Origin of the sequence: Planococcus liqunii (assembly GCF_030413595.1) — a bacterium.
Lineage (GTDB): Bacteria > Bacillota > Bacilli > Bacillales_A > Planococcaceae > Planococcus > Planococcus liqunii.
In genome coordinates this window covers 3476989-3495496 of record NZ_CP129238.1, presented here as the reverse complement: position 1 = coordinate 3495496, position 18508 = coordinate 3476989, and the positions used below count along the sequence as shown (strand labels likewise).

Annotated in this window: 15 protein-coding genes; 7 read left to right on the top strand and 8 right to left on the bottom strand. The window is 47.3% G+C overall.

Annotated features, from left to right (window positions below; all coding sequences use genetic code 11):
- Window positions 1–65: 65 nt before the first annotated feature.
- The 7 genes from QWY22_RS17270 to QWY22_RS17240 are packed head-to-tail and all read right to left on the bottom strand — an operon-like array spanning window position 66 to window position 5858.
- Complete coding sequence (locus QWY22_RS17270) at window positions 66–431, bottom strand: Na+/H+ antiporter subunit G (protein ID WP_074508794.1); 366 nt, start codon at window positions 429–431, stop codon at window positions 66–68.
- Window positions 409–693: a Na(+)/H(+) antiporter subunit F1 gene (locus QWY22_RS17265; RefSeq protein WP_036805308.1), complete on the bottom strand. Its 285-nt coding sequence runs from the start codon at window positions 691–693 to the stop codon at window positions 409–411. The genes QWY22_RS17270 and QWY22_RS17265 overlap by 23 nt, the downstream gene beginning before the upstream one ends.
- On the bottom strand, window positions 690–1175 hold the full coding sequence (locus QWY22_RS17260; RefSeq protein ID WP_036805335.1) for a Na+/H+ antiporter subunit E: 486 nt from the start codon (window positions 1173–1175) through the stop codon (window positions 690–692). The genes QWY22_RS17265 and QWY22_RS17260 overlap by 4 nt, the downstream gene beginning before the upstream one ends.
- A 49-nt stretch (window positions 1176–1224) precedes the next feature.
- Window positions 1225–2712 (bottom strand): Na+/H+ antiporter subunit D, encoded by a 1488-nt coding sequence (locus tag QWY22_RS17255; protein WP_300982048.1) that lies wholly within the window; start codon window positions 2710–2712, stop codon window positions 1225–1227.
- Complete coding sequence (locus tag QWY22_RS17250) at window positions 2705–3043, bottom strand: Na(+)/H(+) antiporter subunit C (RefSeq protein ID WP_300982047.1); 339 nt, start codon at window positions 3041–3043, stop codon at window positions 2705–2707. Before QWY22_RS17250 ends, QWY22_RS17255 begins: the two co-directional genes overlap by 8 nt.
- 3 nt (window positions 3044–3046) lie before the next feature.
- The gene (locus tag QWY22_RS17245; protein WP_036805300.1) at window positions 3047–3469 is read right to left on the bottom strand and encodes a Na(+)/H(+) antiporter subunit B; all 423 of its coding nucleotides are present in this window, start codon (window positions 3467–3469) and stop codon (window positions 3047–3049) included.
- On the bottom strand, window positions 3459–5858 hold the full coding sequence (locus QWY22_RS17240) for a Na+/H+ antiporter subunit A (protein ID WP_300982046.1): 2400 nt from the start codon (window positions 5856–5858) through the stop codon (window positions 3459–3461). The genes QWY22_RS17245 and QWY22_RS17240 overlap by 11 nt, the downstream gene beginning before the upstream one ends.
- 311 nt (window positions 5859–6169) lie before the next feature.
- Between QWY22_RS17240 and QWY22_RS17235 the strand changes: the two genes are divergently transcribed.
- The gene (locus QWY22_RS17235; protein WP_300982045.1) at window positions 6170–6859 is read left to right on the top strand and encodes a universal stress protein; all 690 of its coding nucleotides are present in this window, start codon (window positions 6170–6172) and stop codon (window positions 6857–6859) included.
- A gap of 73 nt (window positions 6860–6932) precedes the next feature.
- Window positions 6933–7574, top strand: a complete 642-nt coding sequence (locus QWY22_RS17230; protein ID WP_300982044.1) for a pentapeptide repeat-containing protein — start codon at window positions 6933–6935, stop codon at window positions 7572–7574.
- Between the two features lie 141 nt (window positions 7575–7715).
- On the opposite strand, the gene QWY22_RS17225 is transcribed toward QWY22_RS17230, so the two are convergent.
- Complete coding sequence (locus QWY22_RS17225) at window positions 7716–9212, bottom strand: peptide MFS transporter (RefSeq protein WP_300982043.1); 1497 nt, start codon at window positions 9210–9212, stop codon at window positions 7716–7718.
- A 405-nt stretch (window positions 9213–9617) separates the two neighbouring features.
- Between QWY22_RS17225 and QWY22_RS17220 the strand changes: the two genes are divergently transcribed.
- The 5 genes from QWY22_RS17220 to gltB all read left to right on the top strand — a co-directional run bounded on the left by QWY22_RS17220 (window position 9618) and on the right by gltB (window position 18439).
- The gene (locus tag QWY22_RS17220) at window positions 9618–9974 is read left to right on the top strand and encodes a helix-turn-helix domain-containing protein (RefSeq protein WP_036805279.1); all 357 of its coding nucleotides are present in this window, start codon (window positions 9618–9620) and stop codon (window positions 9972–9974) included.
- Between the two features lie 439 nt (window positions 9975–10413).
- The gene (locus tag QWY22_RS17215; RefSeq protein ID WP_300982042.1) at window positions 10414–11199 is read left to right on the top strand and encodes an SDR family oxidoreductase; all 786 of its coding nucleotides are present in this window, start codon (window positions 10414–10416) and stop codon (window positions 11197–11199) included.
- Window positions 11200–11212: 13 nt separating this feature from the next.
- Window positions 11213–11710: a DUF4334 domain-containing protein gene (locus QWY22_RS17210; protein ID WP_300982041.1), complete on the top strand. Its 498-nt coding sequence runs from the start codon at window positions 11213–11215 to the stop codon at window positions 11708–11710.
- Between the two features lie 113 nt (window positions 11711–11823).
- Complete coding sequence (recQ, locus tag QWY22_RS17205; protein ID WP_300982040.1) at window positions 11824–13596, top strand: DNA helicase RecQ; 1773 nt, start codon at window positions 11824–11826, stop codon at window positions 13594–13596.
- A 250-nt stretch (window positions 13597–13846) separates the two neighbouring features.
- Window positions 13847–18439, top strand: coding sequence for a glutamate synthase large subunit (gltB, locus tag QWY22_RS17200; RefSeq protein WP_300982039.1), 4593 nt, complete (start codon window positions 13847–13849; stop codon window positions 18437–18439).
- Window positions 18440–18508 lie beyond the last annotated feature (69 nt).

The window sequence follows — 18508 nt, the reverse complement described above, 5'->3', positions numbered from 1 at the left end:
CCTTAGCATTTTTAACATAAACGTGACATAGCAAAAAACAGGCCGGAAAAGATTCCGGCCTGTTTTTATTCCTCTGTATCTTTTTTATGGATGACGTCTTTTAAGGCATCTTCGGTGGAAATATCAGCAAGCTTGACGTTCGAGCGGTAAGCAGCCCGCGTAATCAAATGCCCGGAAACCGGCGCTGTCAAGAATACGAAAGTGATTCCAAGGAAGAGACGGACGCTGATGAAGTTCTCTGTTGCCCAAAAATAGATGAACGTGCCGCTGAGTGACAGTAGAACCGCAAGCGTCGAACTTTTCGTTGCTGCATGGGAACGCGTATAGACATCAGGCAGGCGGAGTATGCCAAAAGCGCTGATCACGGCCATAATAGAGCCAAGGAGAATCAGGATAACGCCAGCCCATTCAATAATTTCTCTTATGCTCAACGATATCCCCCCTCTCAACGAAGCGGGCAAAGGCGATGGTGCTGATGAAGGCGAGAATGCCGACGATCAGGATAACTTCCAAGTAAGCGTGGGTGTTCAATGCCACTGAAAATACCGCCACTCCTGAAATGAGGTTTACACCAATCATATCCAGTGCCACCACACGGTCCGGCATCGACGGCCCCCAGATAATGCGGTAAAGCGCCAGAAGAATGGCCAGGCAGAATAAGGATAAGGCAATCGTTAAAATCGTATCAATCATCCTCGTGTCACCTCCATGATGGCTTTCTCGAATGTCTTGATGGAACGCAGTACTGTGTCTCTCGATTCTTCGACATCCATGGCATGAATGTAAAAGACTTTCCCGTCCGGGGAGACTTCCATGACAACAGACCCGGGAGTCAGTGTCAATAAGAGCGCAAGCGTCGTTAATTCATAAGCGCCTTCCATGCTGTGTTCGTAAGTGAAAATCCCCGGTTTAATATTGAGTTTAGGGCTCAGTATCTGTTTTATGATCAGCAAACTGGATTGGGCCAGTTCTGAAATGAAAATAAATAACAAACGAATGGTGGAGTAAACTCTCAGCAAGTAAAATTTGGCGCCGAAAAAGCGGTGCATCATGAACAGGATGCCGATGCCGATCAAGTAGCCGCCAATAAAAGTCGACAAGTAAAAGGCATCTTCATCCATCAGCAAGGTCCAAAGGAGGGCAATCATGATATTGATCAGAAGTTGTGCGGGCATCAGCAAACAGTCCTTTCTCTACGGCGGATTAGTAGAAGAATATCAACCATCATGGACGGTCACCTTCCAGCACCGCATCCACGTAAATTTCCGGATTCAGCAAAGTTTCTGCAGCGTCTGTAACATAAGCAGACAACCCTTCCGTTCCAAGCCCGATTCCAAACGTCAGAAGAACAAGCACCACGCAAGGAACAAGGAAGCGGCTGTTTAAAGGCACCTGGTCTTCTTTGCCCACAATGGTTTCTCCCCAAAAACTGTTTTTGAAAATGCGGAGCAGTGAATATAGTACAAACAAACTGGATAGGAGCGATAAGGCCAATAAGATATAGGCGCCGCTTTCAATCGCACCTTCCGAAACGAGGACTTTTCCAATAAATCCGCTGAGCGGCGGAACGCCGGCAAGCGACAGCATGGTGATAAAGAAAGACCAGCCAAGCAGCGGATAGTTTTTCATCAATCCGCTCATCTGATGAAGCTGGGCAGTGCCGGTGAGTGCAATGACGGTGCCGACAAGCAAGAAGAGAAGCGCTTTTACAACCATGTCATGGATTAAATAATAGATTGCACCTTCTATTGCGTTCGGCGTGGAAACCGCAAGGCCGACCAGGATAAAACCGACAGCGATGACCACATTGTAAGCAGCGATTTTTCGGATATCGTTATAAGCGATGGCCCCGATGCTTCCGCCGATTAGCGTTAAGCCGGCCATAACTCCGATGATGGCATGAGTGATTTCAGGCTGCTGATTAAAGATCAGTGAAAATACCCGGAACAGTGCGTATATGCCGACTTTTGTCAGCAAAGCGCCGAAAAGGGCGGAAGTCACAACAGGGGGTGTGCTGTAAGAACCCGGAAGCCAGAAGTAAAGAAGCAGTCCGGCCTTGAGGCTGAAGACGATCATGAACACGATGCTGATGGTCGTAAGGAGCGGCCCTTGTCCCGCTTCAGCTACGCGAACCGACAAGTGGGCCATATTCAATGTTCCGACGCTTCCGTATAGGTACGCCAATGCAACCAAAAAGAACCAGGAAGAAACGATGTTAATGACGACGTATTTGATGGCTTCACGAAGCTGCCTTTTTGCACCGCCAAGTGTCAGCAGCACATAAGACGACAAGAGCATGACTTCAAAGCAGACAAACAAGTTGAACAAGTCGCCGGTCAAAAAAGACCCGTTTACGCCGGCGATCAAAAACAGTACAGAAGGATAGTAATACATCGTCTGCAGCAATTTGTTGGTAGAAAACAAGGCATACATCAGGCAGACAAAAGTGACGATGCTGGCCGTCAGCACCAGCAGCAGCGAAAACGAATCGGCGACGAATGAAATGCCGAAAGGCGGTGCCCATCCTCCAAAATCGAGCCGCTGAATTCCGTCGCTTTGCACTTTTTCCAGCAGGTAATAAGAAATGCCGGCCGTGGCAGCCATTGTAAAGATGCTGAACCACGCCTGTGTCCGGCCGTAGGAACGCAAAAAGATCAGCAAAATCCCCACCATAACGGGAATTAAAACAGGAAGCAATATGATGTTATTCATCGTTCACACCTCTCATTTCATCTAGGTCATCTGTGCCGAGTTCTTGATAAGCACGGTAGGCCAAAACAAGAATGAAAGCTGTAACAGCGAAACTGATGACAATAGCCGTCAAAATCAGTGCCTGCGGCAATGCGTCAACATAACTTTCCGCTTCTTCGCCAAGCAATGGAACAGTGCCTTCTTTTAAGCCGCCCATCGCAAGAATCAGCAAGTGCACCGCATGCGATAAAATGGCGGTTCCGAGAATGACGCGGATCAAGCTTTTGGATAAGAGTAGGTAGATGGCCACGGCGGTAAGAATGCCGACCAATAATATGATTATCGTTTCCATCCGCTATTCATCCTCACTTATACTAGTAATAATATTTACGACTACTCCGATTACCGTCAGAGCCACTCCGGATTCAAAAATGGTTACGGTAGCCAGTTCGGTCTTTCCGAAAATCGGCAGATCGAAATAACCGAAAGACTGGCTCATGAAAGGCTGGCCGAAAAACATGGGCAGCGCACTGCTTGAAAAGGCGAGCAGGACGCCAAGGGCCGATATCTTTTTGAAATCAAACGGAATGGCTTTGTTGACGGTCTCTGAGTCGAAAGTCAAAAACATCAGCACAAAAGCTGTAGCCAGAACCAGGCCGCCGATAAACCCGCCGCCTGGCTGGTTATGTCCGGACAGGAAAAGGTAGACGCCGAAAGTTAAAATGATCAGCACGCCTGCTTGGGAAACGGTTTTTAATATCACGTCATTAATCTTCATTTTTTCGTGTCTCCTTTCCGCCTTTAATCCGAATGAGTGTATAGACTCCGAGGCCGGCAATGAAAAGGACGAGCGTTTCAAGCATCGTATCAAAGCCGCGGAAATCTCCTAAAATGGCATTTACGATATTTTTCCCGCCAGCCAGTTCGTAGGCATCTTCATAATAACTTGAAATGGAATCGTACAAATTGCCTGCGCGGACCGACAGAGCGATTAAGGTGACGGTCAATCCTCCCGCAACTGCAATAATGGCGTTGCGGATTTTAAGATTCTTAGAAGCTTTTTCCGGTTTCCATTCGGGTAGGAAATAGAAGCATAAAAGGAACAATGCTGTTGTCACGGTTTCAATGACAAGCTGGGTCAATGCCAAGTCCGGCGCCCGGAACAGTACGAAGAAAATCGCAATGGAATAGCCGAGCACGCCGTTCAGCAGCACTGAAGTCAGGCGCGATTTGACGAATAATATAGCGATTGCTGCGATAGCCATCACAACAGCCAAAATCACTTCATAGCTTGGAATCGGCGTATCGGTTGTGAAGTCAATGGACAACGCACCGGTCAACAGGAGCGTCCCGCCGGCTGCTAAGATGAAAAAGCCGAAAATATAAGCGAAGTAATGAGGCAAATAACCCGTCATATACTTGGATGTCAGCCAGTTTGAATTTTCTTCAAGCGCCTCCAGGAATTTATTGTAAAGGGCGTTGAACGTCCAGCCTTCCGGAATAATTGCGTAAACTTTCTTCCAGATGCGCAAGTATTTATATAGTAGAAAGCCGACGACAATGATGCCGATGGTCATCCAGAGCTCCGTATTGAAGCCGTGCCAAGCAGAAATATGAGGCGCGGCACCAGTGATGCCAGGCAGTACACCGTTTAGCGCAGGGCGCAGCAAATGATCGCCCAAAAGGTTTGGCACAAAGAATACACCGACAATCAGGATGGACAAAATAGCAGGCGAAACGAGCATGCCAAACGGCGGCTCCACCGGTTTTTTATCCAATTTCTTCGGCTCGTGTTTGCCGAAGAAGGTTTTGAACACGATGATCATGCAGTAGACAAATGTCAGGACGCTTGCTGTCCAGGCAATAACCGGTATCAGCCAACCCCAGGTTTCTGCAGAAAATGCGGGAAGGCTCGCGGCATTGACGGAAGCAGTGAAAAACATTTCCTTGCTCAGAAATCCGTTGAACAAGGGAAGCCCTGCCATGGAAAAACTGCCGATGACGGCAAAAGTGAACGTAATCGGCAGGAATGCCATCAGTCCGCCGAGGCGCCGGATGTCGCGTGTTCCGACTTGGTGGTCGACAATGCCGACAACCATGAACAAAGCACCTTTAAACGTGGAATGGTTCACTAAATGGAAAAGGGCAGCAAATGTTGCCAGGCCATAAACAGCACCTGCCTCGCCGTCTCCGAAGTGAAGGGCGGCAGAGCCCATCCCGAACAGACTCATGATCAAACCGAGCTGGCTGACGGTTGAATAAGCGAGCAGCGCTTTTAGGTCGGTTTGCCGGACTGCGCAGAATGACCCCCAGAATAAGGTCACGAGGCCGACAAGCGTCACCGTCCAGAACCAGGCAGACGTGCCGCCGAAAATCGGAGTGAAGCGGGCAACAAGATAGATCCCGGCTTTAACCATAGTGGCAGAGTGCAAATACGCGCTGACCGGCGTAGGAGCTTCCATGGCGTCAGGCAGCCAGATATGGAAAGGGAATTGGGCGGATTTCGTGAATGCTCCAAGGAGCACCAGGAACATCGCCGGGTAAAACAGTGCGTGGTCCGAATATTGTCCAATCGTTGACACAATTTCACGGACGCTGAATGTGCCGGTCATCGTATGCAGCATTAAAAATCCAGCAAGCATTCCAAATCCGCCAAACACGGTAATCAATAACGATTTTTGTGCTCCGTAGCGCGAGTTTTTCCGGTGGAACCAGAAAGCGATCAATAAGAAAGAGGAAATGCTTGTTAATTCCCAGAATACGTACAGTACAAGCAAGTTGTCTGACAGTACGACTCCAAGCATGGCCCCCATGAACAGGAGCAAATAAGCATAGAAATGCGGCAGTGAATCAGTTGGGGATAAATAATAGATGGAATAGAGAATAACAAGGGTTCCCATACCGGTAATCAGCAAAGCAAGAATCAGGCTGAGCCCATCCAAGTAAATAGAAAAGTTAATGCCGAGGGAAGGAATCCAATTTAGCGCGGCAGCAATTGTATCTCCAGACGATATGCCGGGAATCTGCCAGGCAAAAATTCCAAACAAGATAAATGGGACCGCTAATACAAGCCAGCCAATATTCAAAGGGCCGAGACGCCTATGTATTAAAGGGATGAGAGCTGCGGCAAGAAAAGGGAACAAAATGGCGAAAATCAATAAGTGCATAGCAAAACCTCCTGAATCAGAATAGAAAAAAGAAAAACGGGAATAGAAATGGAAAAGAAAAGAATTTGGAAAATTCCTTCTCTGGTTATGATTCCGTAACAATCTTAATTATAAGCACACGCATTAAATTATACAGGAAAAAGGGCTTGCTTTCACTTGTGAAGTCCGCTATGGTCTAAACTAAGCAATCAAACGGAGGGCCGCGCGAAATGGAAAATCATCATCTCTTGATTTTTATAGAAATTCGCAGTATAATTTCATAGTTTTGAAATAGCGGCTTATGAATAACAATCCCTGGAGGGGTAAATACAATGAAAAAAATTAGAGGACGGATGGATGAAAGCATATTGGTTTGTGTATTTTACGGACCGAACGGTGAGCGCCTGATCAACCGGGGCAACAAACTCGCGAACATGCTGGATTGCCCTCTGTATATCTTAACGGTGGATGCTCTCCCGTTCGATGAATTTGATGCGGAAAAATCTGCTTATGTCGAGCGCTGGAAAGAGCTGGCTGAAGAATATGGTGCAGAAGACTTCATGATCCGCGATAATGAGAAACGCCCCTCTGCAAAAGTCATTGCGGAAGTGGCCCATAACTTAAATATTACACAAATTATTGTCGGCCAAACAGCAAGAAGCCGTTGGGAAGAAATTACAAAAGGTTCGTTCATGAACACGCTTCTGCGGGAAATTCCATTTGTCGATTTCCACGTGGTTTCAGTTGATCGCAGCATCAAGGGCGACGACCACGAGGAGTTTGAAAAAGGGGTCCGCTGTTATCTGGTGCGCGACGGAGAAACTTACAAAATCAGCTTCTCCCAGACAAAAGACTGCCAGTACGAAGGCATTTTCTTTAAAGACATCGGAACCGATTTCAACAACGGGATTTTCAAATTCATGCACAACAACAAATTATATCAGGCAGAAGTGACAGATGACCGGCTTACAGAGCCGCGGGTCATCGAATCTTGCCTGAACAAAGAATTGGTAAGTAAATAATTGGATGCTCCACTGGCGGCTGCTTCTAACAATGAAGCAGCCGTTACCTATTATATAGAAGGAGAAATGAGAAATGAAAAAAGCGAAGCGTTCAGCTCCTCTCATTCCGGACCACCTCGACACAGCATCGTTCCTTGAGGCTCTGGATGATCAATACATAAGCAATTGCAAAATTACACAAGAAACCATCGACTACAGCGGGGAAGAAGCGCTCCATGTCGATCGGGTGGTTTTTGAAAATGTGAACTTTTTAGAAGTCGTCTGGCCGCGGAGCGAATTTGTGGATGTGCTGTTTGTGAATTGTGATTTATCAAATGCCGATTTCAGCCGTTCTGTCTTCCACCGGACCGAGTTCCACAATTCAAAACTGGTCGGCACCAATTTTGCTGAAGCGGGCATCCGCCATACCTTGTTCAAGGACTGTGTGCTGAATTACGCGACGTTCGGCTTCTCCTTGTGCAACACCGCCCGTTTCGAAACGTCATCGCTGCGCTATGCGGATTTTTACGAAGCCGAGCTGAAAGGGACGGAATTTCACAAATGCGACATGAATGATGTAAATTTCGTAGAGACCAGCCTGGATGCAGTTGACTTGAGCAGCAATTCATTTGAGAACATTCAAGTGACAACGGAAAAACTTGCCGGATGTGTAGTCTCCACTGAACAGGCGCTGGCATTTGCCCGGCAGATGGGGCTCGTCATTAAGGAAAGTTAAGAATGTAGATGAAAAAGGCCCGGAAGCAATGTTGCTTCCGGGCCTTTCCATTTCACGATGTTGTCCGGCGGTTGGCTTTGAACAGCCACATGGAGCAAAAGTAAAAGGACTGCCGAGAGTTTTCGGCAGTCCTTTTATTTATTAGCGTACGCCTTTCATAAAGCGCTGGATAGTTGGTGCGAAAAGGAACAGGACGATACTTAAGACGATGGAAGCTCCACCGATGAGTCCGAAGTACATCATTTCGTTTTCGACTGTGTAGAATTTCACGAGCTGTGCGTTGATTGCCTGTGCAGCTGCGTTTGACAGGAACCAAAGGCTCATTGTTTGTGCAGAGAAGGCAGCAGGCGCCAGTTTTGTTGTTGCGGATAAACCGACAGGTGATAAGCAAAGCTCACCCAATACAACGATCAAGTAACTTAGGACAAGCCATAAAGGGTTTACTAACGCGTCTGTTCCGCCAAAGTAAGCTGGCAGAAGGATGACCAGGAAGGAAATCCCGGCAAACAATAGACCCAGTGAGAACTTTTGCGGGATAGATGGCTGGCGGCTGCCTAAGCGTACCCAAAGCCAAGCAAATACTGGCGCTAACGTGATGATGAATAAAGGATTAAGTGACTGGAACCAGGCAGGAGAAATGGTGATTCCTGCAAATTCCAAATCGGTCCGTGTATCTGCATAAGCTGCAAGGATGGTCGACCCTTGCTCCTGGATTGCCCAGAACATGACCGATGCGATAAACAATGGAATGTAAGCCAAGATGCGTGAGCGTTCCACTTCGGTTGTTTTCTTGCTGCGGTACATCACAACAAAGTAAGCGGTTGGAATGACCAAGCCGAAGATTCCGACAATTGCGATGAAACTATCGAACGTCAGGAAACCATATTGGAGTCCGAAGTAAACCGCTGCAGCAATGATAACTGCACTGATTGAAAAGATTTTGATGGTGCGCGATTTTTCAGCTGGAGACAACGGGTTGTGGACGATTGTCCCTGCAAGCCCAAGATTTTTCTTTTTCGTTGCGACAAACAGCACTAGCCCTAAGAACATACCAACAGCGGCAATACTGAAGCCAAGGTGGAAGTTGATGTCCATTCCGACAGTACCGACGATTAACGGAGCAATAAATGCACCCAAGTTGATGCCCATGTAGAAAATACTGAAACCGGCATCGCGGCGGTTGTCGTTTTCTGCGTAAATTTCACCGACCACACTAGAAACGTTTGGTTTTAATAGTCCGGTACCCAGAACGATCAATACCATGGAAACGAAGAATAATGGCAGGCTTCCTGGAATAGCAAGAGCAATGTGACCAGCCATAATCAAAATACCACCGTAGAATACAGCTTTTGAAGTACCGAAGACTCTATCAGCTAGCCATCCGCCAATGATCCCTGACATGTATACGAGTGAACCGTAGATGGACATGATGGAAAGGGCGATGGTTTGGTCCAGCCCGAGTCCGCCTTGGGACAATTCGTAGTACATATAGTAAACGAGGATAGCTCTCATCCCATAATACGAGAAGCGCTCCCAAAACTCTGTAAAGAATAATGTAAACAGCCCTTTAGGGTGTCCGAAAAACCCTTTTTGCGGAACACTGTTCACGATGTCTTGTCGACTGAATTTGTCAGACATCTAATGACCCCCTTTTAATGTATGTTACTATAATACTTTTTTTATTATTGAAAATCAAAATAAATTTAACAATTAGTAAAATAGGCTCTGAAAGTGAAAAAACATTTTCAGTTTGTGAAAGAAAGAAGAACAAAAACTTTATTGGAATATCTTTTTAAATTGAATAATTTAAATAGTCGATCATTTTTAGTGAGATGAGTATTTCCAAGGGTTTGCGACGACGGAAGAAAAAATGGAACGGAAAATTAACAGCACTTATTTAGGCTAAGATCGAATTATGTCGAAAATGTTACTGAAATTTTCAAAAATCTTTGAAAATGTTATAGAAATATATTGAACTATGTTTCAACATACAGTATATTTGAAATAGTTAGAAATTAACTCATAGAAGGAGCAGGAACATACATGAAGGATCTAGGGAAAAAAATTAAAGACTTGCGAGAAGAAAGATCACTATCCCCGGAACAATTAGCTGAAGAAGTCGGATTTGCGAAAAGTACAGTTTGGGCATATGAAAGCGGGAAAAAGCAGATTTCTGTTAGCCATCTTTCAATGCTTGCTGATTTTTTCGACGTTTCAGTTGATCGTCTATTGGATCGGACTGAGAAAGTCATTGACCTGGATTTGCAAGACGACTCTACTATAAGTGATTATAATTTAGTGCTTGATAATAAGCCGTTAAATAAAAATGAAATAGCTGAAGCAGCGTCATATATCCAGGTAAAACGCCGTATGGGAAGTTATGGGGCAGTTAATTCTTAAACGTTATTTTAAAAAAACTTCAAGTGAAAGCCCATTCTTATTATGAATGGGCTTTTTTTCTGTTAATTACGTAAATTTTGAAGGCCTTAATATTTACTTGGATTTGTTTCTTTGTAGGTAGGTTAGGTAAAAAGGCTGAAAGGGAATTGAGCAGCGAGGAAATTTAATGGAACTTCTGAGCAAACAGGCAATGCTCGAACAATGCCTTCTATAGAATGCAGGGACCCTGGGCCCATTTGCAGTTTAGTACAGAGAGAGAAGAAGTCGCTTTTACCGTTTTTTTATTTGCAGGGTTAAAGCTATTTTATAGTAGAAACTTAAAATTACTGCCTTATATGAGTGCCGATTGTCCTGAAGAGCAGGAGGCGGTGAAGGTGTTTATCTCTTTAGCGTCGGGGAACACAGAAAGTAGACATTCAAGAACCAGGAGGCTGAATTGATGGAGAAGACAATATTTATTACAGGAGCTGGCAGTGGATTAGGGAAAGGCACTGCACTCGGGTTGGCTGAAAACGGGCACCGGGTGATTGCGCCGGTGGAGACTGCACCGCAAGTAACTTCCTTAAGGGAGGAGGCAAAGGCGAAAGGTGTGGACTTGGAAGTGTTTAAAATGGATATCAAAAATCCGCAGGACCTTGCCCAGATGCTGGAATATGACTTTGATATCTTTGTCGCCAATGCGGCCATCAACGAAGGCGGTCCGCTTGCAGAAGTGCCGATGATGAATTTCCGTGAACTGTTTGAAGTGAACGTTTTCAGTACGCTTGAAACAGCGCAGATTGCGGCGCGCAAATTTGTCGAAAAAGGAAAAGGGAAAATCGTTTTCATATCCTCTATGGCAGGGATTACCACAACTCCTTACGTTGGGCCTTATACGGCTACAAAGCATGCGATTGAAGGAATTGCAGCCACCATGCAAAAAGAACTGGAAGGGTTTGGCGTCCAGGTAGCGACCATCAATCCGGGGGCTTTCGAAACAGGCTTTAACGACCGGAGCGCAGAAGCGAAATGGAAATGGTATGACGAAGGAATCCATTTCACCAAAAAAGAAGACATGGAGGAAGCGGATCGAGCACTTGAAAATCAATTTGACCCGGCGGACATGATTGCGAAGATGATTGAAACAATTCCGCTCGATTCCCATAAATACCGGACGGTTTATCCGCTGGAAACGGAAAAACAGATGAAAGAAGAAGAGGCGAAACTCTGGGATATGGAAATTTAAAGGAGTGACCGAGATGGATGCTGCAGCAGAATTCTGGGCCGTCAGAAAGCAAGGGAAAACGGATACGCACACAGCTTGCCAGATTTTTGATAAATTGGAGCCAGTGGCCCTTGAAGAATTGCTTGGCACATGGGAAGGGCATGAATTCCGGACCGGCCATCCGTTTGATGGCGTCTTGAAGAAACTGAACTGGTACGGTAAAGCATTTCACGATGCCGAAAACGTGGATCCTTTATTGTTTAAAGGGCTGAACGGCAACGTCTTTGCTGTAGATCCCGTGCCAATTATGGATATGCGGAAACTGGTGAAAGCGAAAGGCGGCAAAGCAAGGATGCGCCGGGTAGAGCATCGCGGAAAATTCAGCGCCTCTATGGTTTATGACCATTTGCCGATCATCGACCATTTCCGGAAAGTAGACAAAGGCGTGCTATTGGGCATGATGGATCACAAAGGCGATAAAGAACCTTATTTTTTCATACTGGAAAAAGTGGAAACTGTTCCGGAAGCTTAGGCTTTTAGAACAGTTTTTTTGTTTTGGCGGTGTCAGCGAATTCGGAAAGCGAAAATTTGGCCAGAAATATGATAAGCTACTCATTACGAGACGAGTTTTGGGAGTGTTTAATTTTGTTGGAAGAAGCAAGAAAATTATTGCAGTCGTATTTCGGTTATGAGTCGTTCCGGACCGGCCAGGAACAAGCCATTACGCAAGTTTTCGAGGGCCATAATTCGATCTGTGTCATGCCGACGGGCGGCGGGAAATCGATGTGCTATCAGATTCCTGCATTGGTGATGGAAGGGACGACGATTGTCATCTCCCCATTGATTTCCTTGATGAAGGACCAAGTGGATGCATTATTGGCTGCAGGAATTCCTGCAGCTTATATCAACAGTTCCCTCGGCTTCGATGAAGTGCGGGAAACTTTATACGACGTTCAGCGCGGAGCCGTGAAGCTCTTATATATTGCGCCGGAACGCCTGGATTCAGAAATGTTTTTAAACGAACTGCAGGGCGTGCATGTCCCATTGATCGCAGTGGATGAAGCCCACTGTATTTCACAATGGGGCCATGATTTCCGACCAAGCTACCGATTGATCAGCCGGATGGCGGGGTTATTCCCGAACAATCCGACAGTGCTGGCTTTAACTGCAACAGCGACACCGCAAGTGCGCGAAGACATTTGCCGTATTTTGGACATTGAAGAACAGCACACGGTCATGACCGGTTTTGAACGGGCAAATTTAACTTTTTCCGTGGTCCAAGGACAGGACCGGGAGCGGTTTGTAAAAGAATACGTAAAGAAAAACGATAAAGAGGCAGGCATCATTTACGCCGCGACCCGCAAAACCGTGGATTCGGTTTACGATATGCTGGTTAAAAAAGGCGTAAAAGCGGCCAGATACCATGCCGGAATGCCCGATGCAGAACGGAAAGCCGGACAGGAACAATTTTTAAACGACGAAGTGAATGTGATGGTGGCGACCAATGCTTTCGGAATGGGCATCAACAAATCCAATATCCGCTACGTCATCCATTACCAGCTGCCCAAAAACATGGAAAGCTATTATCAGGAAGCGGGGCGTGCGGGCCGTGACGGTTTGCCGAGTGAGTGCATTGTTTTGTATGCATCCCAGGATGTTCAAACTCAGCGCTTTTTGATCGATCAGGCCCAAGACCCGAGCCGGATTCCCGGCGAGCTGGTAAAACTGCAGGCGATGGTCGATTATTGCCATACCGAAAACTGCCTGCAGCAATTCATCATCCATTACTTCGGTGACCTTCAGGCTGAACCATGCGGCCATTGCGGCAGCTGCAACGATGAGCGGGAAAGCCAGGACGTTACGAAAGATGTGCAGATGGTGCTGTCTTGCGTCGTGCGGATGGGACAGAAATTCGGGAAGATGATGACAGCGCAGGTGTTGACAGGCTCGCGCAATAAAAAGATTCTGGATTTCGGTTTTGATAAACTGTCGACTTACGGCATTTTAAAACATCAGTCAGCTAAAGAAGTGTCCAACTTGATCGAATTCATGATTTCGCAGGAACTGCTCGCCGTGGAACAAGGGGCGTATCCGACCATTTACGTGCCGGACGGCGGCAGGGATGTCCTGCTCGGCAAACGGAAAGTGATGCGAAAAGGAGCAGTAGTGACCAAGCGCATTGCGGAAAACGATCCTCTCTTTGAAGAGCTGCGTAAAATCCGGAAGGAGCTTGCCGATCAAGGCGGGGTTCCGCCGTTTGTCATCTTCTCGGATAAAACTTTGCAAGATATGTGTGCTCGGCGGCCTCAGACTGCGGAAGATTTCCTGGAAGTGAACGGCGTAGGTTCGAATAAGCTTGAAAAATACGGAGAAGCGTTTCTTGAAGCCATTCGTTCTTTCGGAGAAACCGTAAAATAACAGTGGAAAACTGGAAAAAGCCCTACATGGAGTAGGGCTTTTTTATTTATATTTATGTATATATATTCACTTCTATATAAAAGGAGGAGAATTGGAATAGTATTGACATGTAAGCGTTTCCAACAATTTCTGAGTAGTTTTCAAATAAAAAATGGAGTTTTTTACGAAAAAAAACTGTATATATATGCGTGGGTTGTGTTAAAATATTCTGACATTACAGTAGTTATGTGTAATAGAGGGAGGCGTTTTTATGAAAATGAAAGAATACCCGCGACAGCAAGGTTTATACCAACCGGACCAGGAGCATGAAGCGTGCGGAATTGGAATGATTGCCAACATAAATGGAGAGAAGTCACATGCAATTGTTCAAAACGCCGTAAATATACTTTGTAACCTGGAACATCGGGGGGGCCAATCTTCCGATACGAGTACGGGTGACGGAGCAGGCATCCTGACTCAAATCCCGCACCGCTTTTTTCTAAAACAATGCGACAAGGAAGGTATCACTTTACCGGATGAAGGAAAATATGGAATTGGCATGCTGTTTATGCCGAAAGATTACGATTTGCGTATGGAAATCAAGGAAATCATTCGCCGGATTGTAAAAGAAGAAGGACAAAACTGTTTAGGTTGGCGTCCGGTTCCAGTCAATGATTCATTCGTCGGTAAAGTGGCATCTAAAACAAAACCGGTCATCCGCCAAGTATTTATCGGCGCTTCAGAAGAGCTGACAGACCGAATGGATTTGGAACGCCGACTGTACATCATCCGCAAACGGATTGAACAGGAAATGGGCTTGGAAGAAAAATATAAAGATGTGTATTTCAGCAGCCTGTCATCCAGCACGATTGTTTACAAAGGCATGCTGATTCCGGAGCAGCTGGATTCGTTTTACATCGATCTTAATCATCCGGAATTCAAATCGGCGCTTGCGCTTGTCCACTCCCGTTTCAGTACCAATACCTTTCCGAGCTGGCAGCGGTCCCATCCAAACCGCTACTCGATCCATAATGGAGAATTCAATACATTAAGAGGGAACGTCAACTGGATGCGCGCCCGCCAGGAACTTTGCGCTTCACCCTATTTCAATGAAAAAGATTTGAAAAAAGTCTTGCCGGTTATCGATGAAACTGGCAGCGATTCCTCCATGTTCGACAACTGCTTTGAATTTTTGCATTTATCTGGAAGATCACTTGCCCATACGGCAATGATGATGGTGCCAGAGCCTTGGGTAAACGACCCGACAATCAAGCAGGAAAAAAAGGATTTTTACGAATACCACAGCACATTGATGGAGCCTTGGGACGGACCGGCAGCGCTCGTCTTCACAGACGGCAAGCAAATCGCAGCGTGCCTGGACCGCAACGGCTTGCGTCCTGCCCGTTACTATGTGACGAAAAGCGGCATGATTGTACTTGGTTCAGAAGTAGGGGCGCTCGATATCTTTGCAGACGACATCATTTACAAAGAACGTTTGCACCCAGGGAAAATGCTGTTGATTGATTTGGAAGCTGGAAAAATCATCCCGGACGAAGAAATCAAGCTGGAGATCGCCGCAGAGCAGCCGTACCGCGATTGGATTCAAAACAATATGATGGACCTGGAAGACCTTCCGGAACCGGAAATGGCAGCCAACCAAAAAGCTGACCTTTCATCGGTGTTGCTGGAACAGCAGCTGGCTTTCGGCTATACGACGGAAGAATTGCAAAAAATCGTCAAGCCGCTCGCGACAGACGGAAAAGATCCTGTCGGTTCAATGGGTTATGATTCACCGTTGGCCGTTTTATCGAAAAAACCGCAGCTTTTGTACAATTATTTCAAACAGCTATTTGCCCAAGTCACCAATCCGCCAATCGATGCCATTCGGGAACACATCATCACAGCAGCCCGCACGACCATCGGGGCAGAAGGCAATCTGGTGCAGCCTGGGCCGGAAAGCAGCCGCCATATCCGTTTGGAAACGCCGATTTTGACGAATCTGCAATTGGAGAAATTGCGCCAGCAGAACATTGAAGGATTTAAAGCGGTGACGCTTCCGATCCTGTTCCCGAAAGCGGGAGGCCCGCAAGCGATGGAACAGGAACTGGAAGCCCTGTTCTCAAAAGCGGACGAAGCCTTTGAAGCAGGAGCCACGTTGCTAATTTTATCTGACCAGGGCGTTAATAAAGAATATGCAGCCATCCCGGCTTTATTGGCTGTGTCCGGCCTTCACCACCATTTGATCCGCCAAGGCACCCGGATCAAAATGAGCCTGCTCATTGAAACCGCGGAAGCCCGTGAAGTCCATCACTTTGCCATGCTGCTCGGCTATGGTGCGGAAGGCATTAACCCTTATCTGGCGTTCCGCTCGATCAGCGAATTGATTGCGATAGACGATATTACCGGCATCCCGTTTGAGGAAGCCGAGGCAAACTATGTCAATGCCGTGACGGACGGGATTATTAAAGTGCTGTCGAAAATGGGGATTTCCACGATCCAAAGTTACCGCGGAGCCCAGATTTTTGAAGCTGTCGGCATTCACATGGATGTCATCGACCGCTACTTCACGCGGACTTCTTCGCGCCTCGGCGGCATCGGCCTGGATATCATTGCAAAAGAAGTATTGATGCGGCACGAACAGGCTTATCCGGAGCGGGCAGCCGGGGATACTTTCCTGCAGCCGGGCGATGAATACCAGTACCGGGCAAACGGGGAAACCCATCAATATAACCCGTCGACGATCCATACTTTGCAGCATGCCTGCCGGACCAATAATTACGAAGCGTTTAAAAAATATACCAATCTCCTCACGAAGGAAACGTCCAACGTCCAGTCGCTGCGCGGCTTGATGGCGTTCAAACAACGGAATCCTGTTCCGCTTGAAGAAGTGGAATCGATTGAAGAAATTTGTGCCCGTTTTAAAACGGGTGCTATGAGCTTTGGCTCGATCAGCCAGGAAGCGCATGAAGCCTTGGCGATTGCCATGAACCGGATTGGCGGCCGAAGCAATTCAGGAGAAGGCGGCGAACAAGTAGCACGCTTTATCCCTGATGCAAACGGCGACAACCGCCGGAGTGCAATCAAGCAGGTGGCATCCGGCCGCTTCGGCGTAACGAGCCATTACTTGGTCAATGCCGATGAAATCCAGATCAAAGTTGCCCAAGGGGCGAAACCGGGAGAAGGCGGCCATTTGCCGGGCAAAAAAGTCTACCCGTGGGTTGCAGAAGTGCGCGGATCCACACCTGGCGTGGAACTGATTTCCCCGCCGCCGCATCACGATATCTATTCGATTGAAGATTTAGCGGAACTGATTTTCAACTTAAAAAACGCCAATCCGACGGCCCGCATCAGCGTAAAACTTGTCTCCGCTGTCGGCGTCGGAACGATTGCAGCAGGCGTAGCAAAAGGGCGTGCCGACCTTGTCCTGATCAGCGGCTATGACGGCGGGACGGGCGCAGCACCGAAGACCAGCCTGAAGCATACCGGGCTTCCTTGGGAAATTGGACTCGCAGAAACTCATCAAACCTTGATGCTGAACGGATTGCGTGACCGCATTGTTGTCGAGACTGACGGCAAAATGATGACCGGCCATGATGTGGTGGTTGCCGCACTTCTGGGAGCAGAAGAATACGGCTTTTCGACCGCGCCGCTGGTTGTTTTGGGATGCGTCATGATGCGCGTCTGCCATTTGGATACATGCCCGGTCGGCATTGCGACGCAAAATCCGGAACTCCGCAAAAAATATATGGGTGACCCGGAACACGTGGCCAACTTCATGCGCTTTATCGCGACAGAAGCACGTGAATTGATGGCGGAACTCGGCTTCCGTACAATCAATGAGATGATTGGCCGGACCGATGTGCTTGAAGCGAATGAAGCCATTGACCACTGGAAAGCGGAAGGCATTGATTTATCGGCGCTGCTGTATCAGCCGGATCTGCCTGAAAAAGTGGGCCGTTATGCAACGGTCAAGCAAAACCACGAGCTGGAAAAGACATTGGATTGCCAGGAATTGTTGCCTCGCTGTGAAAAAGCGATTGAAACCGGAGAACGGGTTGAAGTCACTACGGCGATCCGCAATATCCACCGGGCAACAGGGACCATTGTCGGAAGTGCCATTTCCAAAAAGTACGGCGCAGAAGGATTGCCGGAAGATACGATCAACTTGAATTTTAAAGGTTCAGCCGGACAAGCGTTTGGTGCGTTTACGCCAAAAGGGATGACCATGAAATTGATCGGCGATGCCAACGACTTCGTCGGCAAAGGCTTATCCGGGGGGAAAATCATCACTTATCCGGCAAGCGATTCAACCTTCCTGCCGGAAAACAATATTATCATCGGCAATGTCGCGTTCTACGGAGCTTCGGCAGGTGAAGCCTACATTTACGGGTTGGCAGGCGAGCGTTTCGCTGTCCGCAACAGCGGAGCGAACATTGTCGTTGAAGGAGTCGGCGACCACGGCTGCGAATACATGACCGGCGGCCGTGTCGCGATTCTCGGGAAAACGGGCAAAAACTTTGCTGCTGGAATGTCCGGCGGAATCGCTTACGTACTGGATGAGGACGGAACATTTGGAAACTGCTGCAATGCGGAAATGGTTCATCTGCAGCCCATGGCAGACCCGGCTGAAATTGAAGAACTGCGTGACATGGTTGCCAAGCACGTCGGCTATACAAATAGCAAGAACGGCAAGCGCCTTTTGGCGAATTGGGAGATTTACTCAGCTAAATTCGTGCGGGTCATTCCGAAAGCTTACTTGAAGATCAATGAGCGCATCAATAACCTGCAAAACAGCGGCATGTCCAAATTCGATGCCGAAATGGCCGCTTTTGAAGAAAGCAAAATGGCCGGAGCAGGAAAGTAAACAGCAAACTTCAATCAGTGAAACAGTGCACTGACCATTGAAACGGGATAAGCGAATAGGAGGGATACG